At 64.2% G+C, this 12378-nt stretch carries 10 protein-coding genes; 5 read left to right on the top strand and 5 right to left on the bottom strand.

Translation table 11 applies throughout. The annotated features are described in order from the left end of the window. Positions 1–176: 176 nt before the first annotated feature. Both EDE08_RS12610 and EDE08_RS12615 read right to left on the bottom strand, forming a co-directional pair. Positions 177–1331 carry an IS481 family transposase gene (locus EDE08_RS12610; protein WP_245524779.1) on the bottom strand — a complete coding sequence of 385 codons (1155 nt, stop codon included), beginning with the start codon at positions 1329–1331 and terminating at the stop codon, positions 177–179. Between the two features lie 145 nt (positions 1332–1476). Further along, entirely contained in the window at positions 1477–2277 is an 801-nt protein-coding gene (locus EDE08_RS12615) for a L,D-transpeptidase (protein ID WP_131869134.1), read from the bottom strand. A gap of 314 nt (positions 2278–2591) precedes the next feature. Here EDE08_RS12615 and EDE08_RS12620 point away from each other — a divergent pair, with 314 nt between their 5' ends. Next, positions 2592–3371 carry a protein phosphatase CheZ gene (locus EDE08_RS12620; RefSeq protein WP_165935890.1) on the top strand — a complete coding sequence of 260 codons (780 nt, stop codon included), beginning with the start codon at positions 2592–2594 and terminating at the stop codon, positions 3369–3371. A gap of 252 nt (positions 3372–3623) precedes the next feature. Here the strand turns inward: EDE08_RS12620 and EDE08_RS12625 are convergent, their stop codons facing one another. Next, positions 3624–4145 (bottom strand): hypothetical protein, encoded by a 522-nt coding sequence (locus EDE08_RS12625; protein ID WP_061879002.1) that lies wholly within the window; start codon positions 4143–4145, stop codon positions 3624–3626. Positions 4146–4461: 316 nt separating this feature from the next. Between EDE08_RS12625 and EDE08_RS12630 the strand changes: the two genes are divergently transcribed. The 3 genes from EDE08_RS12630 to EDE08_RS12640 all read left to right on the top strand — a co-directional run bounded on the left by EDE08_RS12630 (position 4462) and on the right by EDE08_RS12640 (position 7962). Then, positions 4462–4758: a co-chaperone GroES gene (locus EDE08_RS12630; protein WP_025033779.1), complete on the top strand. Its 297-nt coding sequence runs from the start codon at positions 4462–4464 to the stop codon at positions 4756–4758. A 163-nt stretch (positions 4759–4921) separates the two neighbouring features. Then, positions 4922–6553: a chaperonin GroEL gene (groL, locus tag EDE08_RS12635; protein ID WP_028179556.1), complete on the top strand. Its 1632-nt coding sequence runs from the start codon at positions 4922–4924 to the stop codon at positions 6551–6553. A gap of 197 nt (positions 6554–6750) precedes the next feature. After that, on the top strand, positions 6751–7962 hold the full coding sequence (locus tag EDE08_RS12640; RefSeq protein ID WP_131869131.1) for a hypothetical protein: 1212 nt from the start codon (positions 6751–6753) through the stop codon (positions 7960–7962). A gap of 124 nt (positions 7963–8086) precedes the next feature. Here EDE08_RS12640 and EDE08_RS12645 read toward each other — a convergent pair whose 3' ends face one another. Together EDE08_RS12645 and EDE08_RS12650 are read right to left on the bottom strand one after the other, a co-directional pair. Beyond that, complete coding sequence (locus tag EDE08_RS12645; protein ID WP_165935891.1) at positions 8087–8485, bottom strand: META domain-containing protein; 399 nt, start codon at positions 8483–8485, stop codon at positions 8087–8089. A 133-nt stretch (positions 8486–8618) separates the two neighbouring features. After that, positions 8619–10283, bottom strand: a complete 1665-nt coding sequence (locus EDE08_RS12650; RefSeq protein ID WP_131869129.1) for an L-lactate permease — start codon at positions 10281–10283, stop codon at positions 8619–8621. Positions 10284–10594: 311 nt separating this feature from the next. Here EDE08_RS12650 and EDE08_RS12655 point away from each other — a divergent pair, with 311 nt between their 5' ends. Beyond that, positions 10595–12355, top strand: a complete 1761-nt coding sequence (locus tag EDE08_RS12655; protein ID WP_131869128.1) for an ABC transporter ATP-binding protein/permease — start codon at positions 10595–10597, stop codon at positions 12353–12355. Positions 12356–12378: the final 23 nt, after the last annotated feature.

The following is a 12378-nucleotide window of genomic DNA, read 5'->3' on the forward strand; positions in this document are numbered from 1 at the left end:
GAACCTCTTCCTTCTCCCCTTGTGGGAGAAGGTGGCGCGAGCGCCGGATGAGGGGTATCTCTCCAAATTGCAACGCTGTTCGTGCGGACAGAGACCCCTCACCTGGCTTCGCTTTCAGCGAATGTCCAGCGGATGGATTGGTAACAAAACAGACCGGATGGATGGGTAACAGTGGTTCATGATTTGGTTGGCTGCGGCGCAGCGCTAGCGCTGCGCCGCAGCTTGCGTGTTTTCTGGTCGATGATGCCGATCGGGACGTCGAAGAAGCGCACTTGCCAGAATCCGTCCTCGGTCTCCTCGATGGCAACGGCTTCACCAACGAGAGCGCTGCAAATGTGGACGAACTCGCCTCTCCATTTGATCTCGCCGTTGGAGCGAACCTGGCGCACCGCCGCTTCGGCCGGGTAATCCGGCTGCGGAAGCCGCCTGGGCATCGCCCGAGGTGAAGGTTGATAGACGCTGGCAGGCGGTCGCTGGCCAAGCGACTCGTGCGGCCGCTCTTCGTTGTAGTCTCGCACGAATGCCGCAAAGCGCCGGGCCTGTGCGATCCGGGTTGGTGGAGGTGGCTGCATGGCCTCCAGAAGCGTGAGGTGAAAGCGCTCGTGCCGGCCGTTCTGCTGCGGATGGCCGGGATCAATCCGCTCATGACGGATGCCAAGCTTGATCCACCATACTGCGAGCGCGGTCAGACCGGTCATTCCGGTCGAGGCGAACGGCGAGCCGTTGTCGGAACGGATGACCTGCGGCAAGCCGTACTCGCGAAACGCCCGTTCCAGCGGCGCCCGGCACTCGGCATATTGCGTGCTGCCCGTTGCCGCCAAGCTGATCAAATAGCGGCTGAAGCCGTCGGTTACGGTGAAGGGCTCAACGCGAGATCCATCGCCCAGCCGGATCCAGCCCTTGTGATCGAGGGCCCATACATGGTTGGCATGTTGAGGCACCGTCAGTTGCCCCATCCGTGGCGGCGCTCGTCGCCGGACCTTCCGCTCGCTGACCAGTCCCGCCCGTTTGAGAATCTCGCCCGCCGTCGAGGCCGACGGCCAGTCCACGTCTCCTTGGCGAGCTGCAAGCTTGCTGACGATCTTGCGCGGTCCCCAGCTCGGCCGCTCCAGCCGAAGCCCAATGATCGCATCCACGATGTGCTGAGGCGTCGCTCGCCCATGCGCCCGCGGGGCGTGGGAACGCTCCTCAAGCCCGCTTGGTCCCTCCAACCGGTAGCGATCAAGCCACTTGTAACCGGTCTTGCGGCTGATCTCGTAGCGCTCGCAAAGCTCCGTCATCGTCCACAAGCCGGTTCGTTGATCCGAAATGAAGCTAACTCGTTCGTCCATTGCGCAGCTCTCTCGCCAAGGCATCGACTGTTCCTCCCAGTCGACAGAGAACTGTCACCCATCCATCCGGTCTACTGTGTTACCTATCTATCCGGTCTGGACACGAAGCCACCCTCTCCCACGAGGGGAGAGGGCAAAGCGAGCATCACATCACCACGACCTTGGTGCCGACATTGACGCGGCCGTAGAGGTCGATGACGTCTTCGTTGCGCATGCGGATGCAACCGGAGGAGACGTTGGTGCCGATGGTCCATGGCTCGTTGGAGCCGTGAATGCGATAGAGCGTCGATCCCAGATACATCGCGCGGGCGCCAAGAGGATTTTCCGGACCGCCTTCCATGTGCCGGGGCAGATCGGGACGGCGCGCGAGCATTTCCTTCGGCGGCGTCCAGTCCGGCCATTCGCGCTTGGCGGTGATCGACTTCACGCCGGACCAGGTGAAGCCGGGACGGCCGACGCCGATGCCGTAGCGCATCGCCCTGCCGTTGCCCTCGACGAGATAGAGAAACTTGTTCGGCGTATCGACCACGATCGTGCCGGGACTTTCGTTGCCGTTATAGTCAACGAGCTGTTTCTCGAATCTAGGATCGAACGGACGCTGCCGCGGATCGATCGCCTCCTGCTGGAGAGCTGCGCCTTGCATCTGCGGCTCGCCCATCGGCGGCAGGCGACGCTGATCGTAATAGGCCGGCTGCTGCTGATACACCGGCTGCTGCGGCGCGTAGGCCGGACCGCGACCGGGACCGTCGCCGAACAGGAACTCGATGAAGCCGCCACCCATGTTCGAATTGGAAGCGACGCGCACCGGCGCCGGCGGCACCTGCGGCGCGTAGAGCACCGCGGGCGGATCGTTCGGCACGCTGTTGTCGAAGGCGCCGGCGCCGTTGGTGCCGGCCATGAAGGTGCAAGCGCTGCCGAGCAGCGCGACAGACATTTTCTTGAACATCGACGTACTCTGTACTGTTTCGTCTAGATCACATGCGTCGCGGAAGCTGCCTGGCTGATCGGCGCCGCGACGTGGTCAATAAAGAGCAAAAGCCGTTTCGTTTGGTAAACGCATCGGGCGTTTGGATTCACCACGTCGCGAATGGCGGCGCAATTTGGCGATCAGCGTTTATTTTCCATGAACGTCGCGCGTCCATGGTTAATCGCTTCTTCGCGAAGCGTCGCTCGCGGGCCGCCTGGCAGTTCCCGCTGTGAACTTCGTGTTAAATCGCTTGTGCCTACAAAGACGCGTGAATGAGGTGGGGGAGTTTCCTGATGGCTGTTCACCGCAAACGTTTTCGTGTCGAGGATATCGTCGGTGGCGAGATGCCCATTCCAGATGTAGTTGAAGAGGCCCCCCCGATGCATAGCGAGATCATGGCCGAGCTGCGCGCGATCCGCGCACAGATGGCGAAGGGTGCCGCCCCACTGTCCGGCAGTGCAGCCATGGCGGCGATCGACGCCTCGACGGCCCACGAGCTGGCCGAAGCGCGCACCATGCTCGATACCTACCGGGCACAGATCGAGCAGTGCGAGAAGCTGAAGGTCGAGCTCGACCTCATCCACGATGCCATCGATCGCACCAAGCGCGAGATCGCGACGCTGCACGGCAAGAGCTTCGACGGCGGCGAGATGGCCAAGGTCAATGGCGAGCTCGGCGCGGTGGTCGGCGGCACCGAGCAGGCGACCCAGCAGATCCTCGAAGCCGCAGAATCGATCGACCAGGCCGCCAGCGCAATGTCCAAGGTGGACTCGGCCGATCAGCAGAAGCGGCTGGCCGACGACATCCAGGAACGCGTCATCTCGATCTTCGAAGCCTGCAACTTCCAGGACCTGACCGGCCAGCGCATCAGCAAGGTCATGACCACGATGAAGTTCATCGAGCAGCACATCAATGCGATGATGGACATCTGGGGCGGCGTCGACGCCATCAAGGCCCATGTCCCGGCGCATGTCGACAACCGCAGCGACGACGATAAGCTCCTCAACGGCCCGAAGCTCGCCGGCGACGTCGGCCATGCCTCGCAGGACGACATCGACGCGCTGTTCGACTGAGCGGACGCGGATTACGGAAAATGAAAACGCCGGCGCGAGCCGGCGTTTTTTGTTTTGTAAGACCAACCGCGGGGCACCCTTCCCTTCTCCCCTTGTGGGAGAAGGTGGCGCGAAGCGCCGGATGAGGGGTTGCTTCAGCAAACTGGACTGCGAGATTTTCACTCGCGGAGAGATACCCCTCACCCGTCTCGCCGCTTTGCGGCGAGCCACCCTCTCCCACAAGGGCCCACAAGGGGAGAGGGTTAAGAGACATCACGCCCGCGGCGCGCAGCGGACGTAGACCATGTTGCCGTAGCGGGTGGCGGCGTCCTTGTCGATGAAGCGGGTGATCAGGACGCGGCCGTCGAAGGAGATGATCTCGCGATCCTGCTCGCCGGGGGTTGGCCCCGCCGGTCCGATGTAGTTCTTGCCGCTCGGCGAGCCCTTCAGCCGCAGTTCCTGCGGTGTCGCCTGGTCGGCCAGATGCATGATCACGCCGCCGGAGGAGCCCGCGGTGATCACATAGGGGTTCTTGCACTGCGCCCGGGCGGCAGCCTCGGTACGGGCGCGGTCGGCCGGGTTCTGGAACGAGGCGAGACCCCAGCGGCCGACGATCTCGTCGGCGCGGATGGTGGCGGGCATTTCCGGAGCCGTGCCGGGTTCGGCCTCGGGCGGCGGAGAGGACGACGAGAAGGACGGCAGGCTCATGCCGCCGCCGCAGGCGCCCAGCAACAGCGCCAGACAGGAGGCTGCCGCCAGATTGGCAACCGTGCGCGCGTGAGCTGAACTGATCATGGCATTCCCCCGAACAAGACGACGGCCGCACCCCTCCCGCAGCCAAGCGCAAAACCGCTGCCGGAGCAATGACGTCCTACTGTACGCCGGCGCCCCGAACGAGTTTCCAATGCCACCATCCTATATCCGCCTCAACAATCGCTTAACCACCTTTGCTTGACAGGATCGCGGCCAAGCCATATTTCCGGGCGCACTATTAGCACTCGGAAAGCCCGATTGCTAAGCGCGCCGTTCGGTCTCTCAGGGAGAGGGTGGACGGACGCGCCGCCCCACCGACTTCCACTCCTTCCGAAGCGAGCCTCCAAAGGGAAACGTCATGGCTAAATCCAAATTTCGTCCGCTGCATGACCGTGTCGTGGTCAAACGTATCGACGCCGAGGAAAAGACCAAGGGCGGCATCATCATTCCCGACACCGCCAAGGAGAAGCCGTCGCAGGGCGAGGTCGTCGCCGTCGGGCCCGGCGGCCGCGACGAGACCGGCAAGCTGATCCCGATCGACCTCAAGGTCGGCGACCGCGTGCTGTTCGGCAAGTGGTCGGGCACCGAGGTCAAGATCGACAACGAAGAGCTCCTGATCATGAAGGAGTCGGACATCATGGGCGTGCTGGCCTAAGGCCATCTGCCTGAACGGCCGCTGAATGCTCCATCGTCATGCCCGGGCTTGCCCCGCCGAGGCGGCTACGGCCGTGCAGGCCGGACAAGCCCGGTAAGACGGAGGGAGCGCGGCAGGAAACAGCACGAACAAGACACATCACGAAACACGAGGGATTGCAGACATGGCTGCCAAAGACGTCAAGTTTTCCGGAGACGCGCGCGACCGCATGCTGCGCGGCGTCGACATTCTCGCCAACGCCGTCAAGGTGACGCTCGGCCCGAAGGGCCGCAACGTCGTCATCGAGAAGTCGTTCGGCGCGCCCCGCATCACCAAGGACGGCGTCACCGTCGCCAAGGAGATCGAACTCGAGGACAAGTTCGAGAACATGGGCGCCCAGATGCTGCGCGAGGTCGCCTCCAAGACCAACGACACCGCCGGCGACGGCACCACCACCGCGACCGTACTGGCCCAGGCCATCGTGCGCGAGGGCGCCAAGGCCGTTGCGGCCGGCATGAACCCGATGGACCTCAAGCGCGGCATCGACACCGCAGTCGCGGCCGTGGTCAAGGACATCGAGAAGCGCGCCAAGCCGGTCGCCGCCTCCTCCGAGGTCGCCCAGGTCGGCACCATCTCGGCCAACGGTGACGCCGCCATCGGCAAGATGATCGCCCAGGCGATGCAGAAGGTCGGCAACGAGGGCGTCATCACCGTCGAGGAGAACAAGTCGCTCGACACCGAGGTCGACATCGTCGAAGGCATGAAGTTCGACCGCGGCTATCTCAGCCCCTACTTCGTCACCAACGCCGAGAAGATGACCGCCGAGCTCGAGGATGCCTACATCCTCCTGCACGAGAAGAAGCTTTCGGGCCTGCAGGCCATGCTGCCGGTGCTGGAGGCCGTGGTGCAGTCGGGCAAGCCGCTCGTCATCATCGCCGAGGACGTCGAGGGCGAGGCGCTGGCGACCCTGGTCGTCAACCGTCTGCGTGGCGGCCTCAAGGTCGCGGCCGTCAAGGCGCCGGGCTTCGGTGACCGCCGCAAGGCCATGCTGGAGGACATCGCGATCCTCACCGGCGGCCAGCTCATCTCCGAGGAGCTCGGCATCAAGCTCGAGAACGTCACGGTGAAGATGCTGGGACGCGCCGGCAAGGTGGTGATCGACAAGGAAAACACCACGATCGTCAAGGGCGCCGGCAAGAAGCCCGACATCGAGGCGCGCGTCGGCCAGATCAAGGCCCAGATCGAGGAGACCACCTCGGACTACGACCGTGAGAAGCTCCAGGAGCGCCTCGCCAAGCTCGCCGGCGGCGTCGCGGTGATCCGCGTCGGCGGCGCCACCGAGATCGAGGTCAAGGAGAAGAAGGACCGCGTCGAGGATGCGCTCAATGCCACCCGCGCTGCGGTGCAGGAAGGCATCGTCCCCGGCGGCGGCGTCGCGCTGCTCCGCGCCAAGAAGGCGGTGGGCCGTCTCACCAACGCCAATGACGACGTCCAGGCCGGCATCAACATCGTGCTGAAGGCATTGGAAGCCCCGATCCGCCAGATCTCCGAGAACGCGGGCGTGGAAGGCTCGATCGTCGTCGGCAAGATCCTGGAGAACAAGTCCGAGACCTTCGGCTTCGACGCCCAGACCGAGGACTATGTCGACATGGTCGAGAAGGGCATCATCGATCCCGCCAAGGTGGTACGCACCGCGCTGCAGGACGCCTCCTCCGTGGCCGGCCTGCTGGTGACCACCGAAGCCATGGTCGCCGAGCTGCCGAAGAAGGAAGCCGCGCCGGCCATGCCGGCCGGCGGCGGCATGGGCGGCTTCTAGGCTCCGTTCCATTGCAATATTGCGAAGGCCGCCTCCGGGCGGCCTTCTTTTTTGCCGACCCTGCCTCTCCGCTTTCCAATTCAACCGGCAGCCAAAAACCACTACGGTGGCGCCGATTCTAACTGTTTGGGCATGATCCTCCCGGAAAACCGCTTCACACTTTTCCGGATCATGCCCGTTGCCCGAGGTCTTCGTCGATGCGCGCGCTTCCGGTTTGTTCGATTGCCCTTCTGGCGGCTCTGCTCGCCGTCTCGCCCGAGTTCGCCTCCGCCCAGATGAAGCTGTCGCCGAAGGCGACGGCGCCGGGCGGCATCGAGACGCGCTATTTCACCTCGATCGACGGGCTGATGGACGGCAATGCCGACGTGATCCTGAAGGAGACGCGCCAGGGCAAGACGGTCACCGCGGCGGTGCTCGACGTCTGCTACCCGATCGCGAAGAACTCCGACCGCAAGGACCGCTTCGTCGTCAATCTCCAGGTCGCCGGCCAGGCGCTGACAGGAACGACGCAGAGCATCAGTGAGAAGTCGCCGGTCAGCGTCAAGCTGACGCGCAAACAGTCCGGCGACACGTTCGAATTCCGCGGCCAGATCGCGATCGGCCAGGCGGTGACCGAGGTCACCTCGCCCGACAATTCCGATCTCAGCGAAAGGGAATTTCTGGACAACCAGACCTCCGACGACGGCATCACGCCGCAGCCGAAGGATTTCACCGACGTCTCGCCGGAGGCGATCGCAGTCAAGGTCAAGCTCGACGCGGCGACCGACTTCCTGAAGAGCCTGAAGGGCCAGGAGGTCGAGGTGACGCTGACCAGCCTCACCGTCGGCTGCGACGCACTGCGCGCAGGCGAGCAGACCATCAACATGTCGGTCGATCCCGAGCGCGCCGGCGCGCTGCTGTCGAAATTCAAGGCGATGCCTGGCATCACGGCCGCAGGCTGGACCGCGGGCATGACCGAGATGGACCGCACCATCCGCTTTCCCGCGGCGGACTGGCGCGAGGGCGACAAGATCAACAAGGGCAAGCTCGCGACTGCGGTGGCGAGCGTGCTGAGCAGGACGCTCGCCGCAAAGCCGGTCTCGCAGAACTTCGACCCGGCCACCGGCAAGCTCAAGCTGGTGTTCAAGCGGCCGAACCAGGATTATGCGGCGCTCGATCTCACCGACACGATCGAGGTCGCAGGGCTCGTCTCGCCGGACAAGCCCGGCACGACCGACAAGCTCATGCTCTGGATCGGCAGCCCCGCGACCACGACCGCCGACGAGAGCAGCGGTGCCAAGCTCAATCTGTCCGACGATGCGAGCCCGGACGAAGAAGGCGATCTGCCTGACGACAACGGCTCGATCGAGGCGCTTGCCAAGGAGCTGAAGGGCCAACGCTGGGACGCCGACAAATCGGAGTGGAAGTGACGTAGTCATTCCGGGGCGACGCGTCAGCGTCGAACCCGGAATCTCGCGCTACAATCTCGAGATTCTCAGGTGCGCAACTGCGCACCATAGTTCGCGCTATGCGCGCCCCGGAATGCCCTGACGTTCAATTCCCCGTCGTCCGAAAGCGCAGCGGCTTGGGGCCGATCAGCGTCAGCACGTCGCCCTGGCGCTTCCAGGTTTCGACGCTGCCGAGCGCGGCCACGAGTTCGTCGTCGGCCTGCGCCTTCGCCGGCGGACAGGAACGGTCCTGGATCTGGCCGGGAACGAAGATCACGGTGTTGCCGGCAACCGAGAACTGGCCCTTGCCGCCCTTGCACCAGAGCTCCAGCACGACTTCGCCATGGTCGCCGATCTCGATGTTCGGAATCCGCTTCGAGCCTGCTTGCGGCAACGCTTCGAGCGTCATCTCGGTGCCGAACGGGAAACCGTCCTCGGCACGCGCGAGCGTGGACATCGCGAGCATTGCAACTGCCGCACACACCAATCGCATGAGCGAAACCATGAGACCTCTCGACCGACCTGATTTGCGGCACCTTCTATAAGATGGCGCTGCCATTGAGAAGGTTCGCCCGGATGCAAAAAATCCCCGCGGGGGCGAACCTTGCGGGGATTTGCCTCGAACGAGGCGCAGGCGGCTATTTCAGGACCATCGCCGTGAACGGCCAGACATAAGCCTGCAACGTCACGAGCACACCGACGAGGCACGCCAGCACGATCGAGTGCCAGAACACGAAGCGCAGGATGGTGCCCTCATGCCCGTACCAGTTGGTCGCGGTGGAGGCGACCACGATCGACTGGGCGTCGATCATCTTGCCCATCACGCCGCCGGAGGAGTTCGCCGCGCTCATCAGGATCGGCGACAGGCCGAGCTGCTCGGAGGTGATCTTCTGGAGGTTGCCGAACAGGATATTGGACGACGTATCCGATCCCGTCAGCGCCACGCCGAGCCAGCCGAGCAGCGTGCCGAAGAAGGGATAGAGCACACCGGTCGCGGCAAAGGCGAGACCCAGCGTTGCGTCGACGCCGGACAGGCGGGTGAGCGTGCCGATCGCCAGCATCGCCGAGATCGTGATCAGCGAGATCGCGCAGAGCCGGATGGTGCGGCCATATTGGGCGATGAGCCCGCCGGGACCGACGCCCATCAGGATGCCGGAGATGATCGCCGCGATCAACATGCCGGTGCCGGTGAAGGACAGATAGGTGAAGCTGAACACCGCGCTCTCTTTCGTCGGCCCTGGCGCGACCGGCGGCATCTTGTTGATCATCTGGTGCAGTTCGGGCACGGGATAGTTCCAGACGAAGATCGAGTTCGCCCAGCCCTTGAAGGCGCCGTTGCCCCAGATCAGCATCACGATGCAGACGATGATCCATGGCAGGAGCGCATTGAAGAGCTCGGCCTGCGTCAGCGGCGTCTTGTCGAGCGGCCTTGCCGCAGCCATGGTCGAGGCCGATTCATCGTGGCCCCGCAGCGCCGGCGACAGCCAAAGCTGCTTCGGTTGCCACACCTTCAGGAACAGGATCAGCGCCCCCATCGAGATCAGTGAGGCGCCGATGTCGACGATCCAGGGATTGATGTAGTTCGAAATCACGAATTGCGGGACGGCAAACGATATGCCGGTGACGAGGACCGCCGGCCAGACATCCTTCATGCCCTTCCACCCCGCAAAGGCCCACACCACCCAGAACGGCACGATCAGCGAGAAGAACGGCAATTGCCGGCCAACCATCGCACCCAGGATGTACGGATCGAGTCCCGTGACCGATGCAAGCCCCTGGATCGGCGTGCCCAGCGCGCCATAGGCGACCGGCGCGGTGTTGGCGATCAACGACAGGCCGGAGGCTGCGAGCGGCGAGAAGCCGAGCCCGATGAGCACGGCGCCGGTGATCGCGACCGGCGTGCCGAAGCCGGAGGCGCCCTCGAAGAACGCGCCGAACGAGAACGCGATCAGCAGCAATTGCAGCCGCCGGTCCTCGGTGACGCCGCCGACGGCGCGCTTGAGCAATTCGAAGCGGCCGGTGCTCACCGTCACCTGGTAGAGGAAGATGACGTTGAGGACGATCCAGCCGATGGGGAAGAATCCGGTGACGATGCCCAGCACCGAGGCGCGGATCGACATGTTCGCGGGCATGGTGAAAACGAAGATCGTGATCAGGTTGGTCACGATCACGGCGATGACGGCCGCGATATGCGCCTGGACGCGGCCGCTCGCGATGAGGATCAGCAGCGTAACGACGGGCACCGCAGCCGCGATGGTCGACAGTACCGGGCTGTTGAGCGGATCATAGATCTGATTCCACATTGACTTTCTCCCCACGCATGTTGCGGCAGGCGGCCCGCGTGGAGAGCCGTCCTGCTTGACGCTGAAAGTGATAACCCCCGGCTGGACGCCAATTCCTCGCGAATGCAGGCGGTTCCCGTCCGCTCACAAGCTCGCGAAATCCCGAACCACCCTGCCCCGCGCCGTCGAACCCCATGCTAGGGTTGTGGGCTGCGACAATCCAACGCAAATTGCAGATCTTGCAACTTTAGTCTAAGCGCGCCCGTTTTCGCCATTGCCTCAAGTATTTGGCTCTGGGCCGTCATGCACATCTCCCGAGGAGACCCTGCTCTGTGAAGAACATCAGCGCCACGCTCGCGATCGTCTGGCGAATCGCCATCCCTTATTTCCGATCGGAAGACAAATGGGCCGGCCGGGGCCTGCTCGCCGCCGTGGTCGCGATGGAGCTGGCACTGGTCGCGATCGACGTGCTCGTCAACCAGTGGCAGAACCGGTTCTACAGCGCGCTCCAGACCAGCGACTGGGACACCTTCGTCAGGGAGATCTGGATCTTCGTCGCGCTCGCGTCCACCTATATCGCGCTGGCTGTCTACAAGCTCTACTTGAACCAGTGGCTCCAGATTCGCTGGCGGCAATGGCTCACCCGGCATTATCTCGGCGAATGGCTGCGGAGCGCCACGCATTACCGCATGCAGCTCAAGGGCGATGCGGCCGATAACCCGGACCAGCGCATCACCGAGGACGTCAAGAATTTCGTCGAGCAGACCCTGACCATCGGGCTCGGCCTGCTCTCGTCGATCGTGACGCTGTTCTCATTCGTCATCATCCTTTGGGGCCTATCCAACGCCGCGCCGCTACACCTGTTCGGCACCGATCTCATGATCCCCGGCTATCTGTGCTGGGGCGCGCTGATCTACGCGGTCTTCGGCACCGCACTGACGCACTGGATCGGTGCGCCACTGGTCAACCTCAATTTCGAGCAGCAGCGCTACGAGGCCGACTTCCGCTTCAATCTCGTCCGCGTCCGCGAGAATTCCGAGCAGATCGCGCTGCTCAGGGGTGAAGGCGCCGAACGGGCACGCCTGCTCGATCGCTTCGGCTTCGTAATCGCCAACTGGTACGCCATCATGAGCCGGACCAAACGCCTCACCGCGTTCACGGCCAGCTATCAGCAGGCCGCAGTGATCTTTCCATACGTGCTGGTGGCGCCGGCCTTCTTCGCCAAGAAGATCCAGCTCGGCGACATGATGCAGACCGCATCCGCCTTCTCCAGCGTGCAGGGCGCGCTGTCGTTCTTCGTCACGGCCTACCGGTCTCTGGCGGAGTGGCGCTCGATCGTTGCGCGCCTCGATGGCTTCGAGATGTCCGTCGGTTCAGCCGGGAACCTGCCGGCACATGAGCCTGCCATCGCGCTGGAGGTCGCCGGCGGCGGCCGCCATATCGACCTCGAGCAGCTCTGCGTGAACCTGCCCAACGGCACGCCGCTGGTTGCCGCCAAGGCCTTCACCATCGAGACGTCGGAGCGCGTGTTGGTGACCGGCCCGTCCGGCTCCGGCAAGTCCACGCTATTCCGGGCCATCGCCGGCATCTGGCCGTTCGGTACCGGCACGGTTGTCATCCCCGAGAAGGCAAAGCTGATGATGCTGCCGCAGCGGCCGTATTTTCCGGTCGGCATGTTGCACGATGCCGTCGTCTATCCGGCCGCGCCCGGCGCGTTCGGCGCCGCGCAAGTCCGCGATGCACTGATCGCCGTCGGGCTGCCCGACCTTGCCGAGCGGCTGGGGGAGGACGGCCACTGGAACCGGATGCTGTCGCTCGGCGAGCAGCAGCGCCTGGGGCTTGCGCGCGCGCTGTTGCATGTCCCGGACTATCTGTTCCTGGACGAGGCCACGGCGTCGCTGGACGAACCCTCCGAGGCCCGGCTCTACCGCCTGCTGGCGGAGAAGCTGCCACACGCCACCATCGTCTCGATCGGCCACCGCTCGACGCTCGACGCTTTCCACACGCGCAAGGTGGCGCTGGTGAAGGACGGTACGATCCACGTTCTCGGCGGCGGCGCGCCGGCCGAGAAGGAGCCTAGTGCGGCGGGCTGAGGCGCCGCGCAGGCTGCCACATC

The sequence above is a fragment of the Bradyrhizobium sp. R2.2-H genome (genome assembly GCF_004346455.1).
Lineage (GTDB): Bacteria > Pseudomonadota > Alphaproteobacteria > Rhizobiales > Xanthobacteraceae > Bradyrhizobium > Bradyrhizobium diversitatis.

Coding starts and splice junctions, on each gene's coding strand:
- EDE08_RS12610 (WP_245524779.1), bottom strand. CDS start 1,331: ATGGACGAACGAGTTAGCTTCATTTCGGATCAACGAACCGGCTTGTGG.
- EDE08_RS12615 (WP_131869134.1), bottom strand. CDS start 2,277: ATGTTCAAGAAAATGTCTGTCGCGCTGCTCGGCAGCGCTTGCACCTTC.
- EDE08_RS12620 (WP_165935890.1), top strand. CDS start 2,592: ATGGCTGTTCACCGCAAACGTTTTCGTGTCGAGGATATCGTCGGTGGC.
- EDE08_RS12625 (WP_061879002.1), bottom strand. CDS start 4,145: ATGATCAGTTCAGCTCACGCGCGCACGGTTGCCAATCTGGCGGCAGCC.
- EDE08_RS12630 (WP_025033779.1), top strand. CDS start 4,462: ATGGCTAAATCCAAATTTCGTCCGCTGCATGACCGTGTCGTGGTCAAA.
- groL (WP_028179556.1), top strand. CDS start 4,922: ATGGCTGCCAAAGACGTCAAGTTTTCCGGAGACGCGCGCGACCGCATG.
- EDE08_RS12640 (WP_131869131.1), top strand. CDS start 6,751: ATGCGCGCGCTTCCGGTTTGTTCGATTGCCCTTCTGGCGGCTCTGCTC.
- EDE08_RS12645 (WP_165935891.1), bottom strand. CDS start 8,485: ATGGTTTCGCTCATGCGATTGGTGTGTGCGGCAGTTGCAATGCTCGCG.
- EDE08_RS12650 (WP_131869129.1), bottom strand. CDS start 10,283: ATGTGGAATCAGATCTATGATCCGCTCAACAGCCCGGTACTGTCGACC.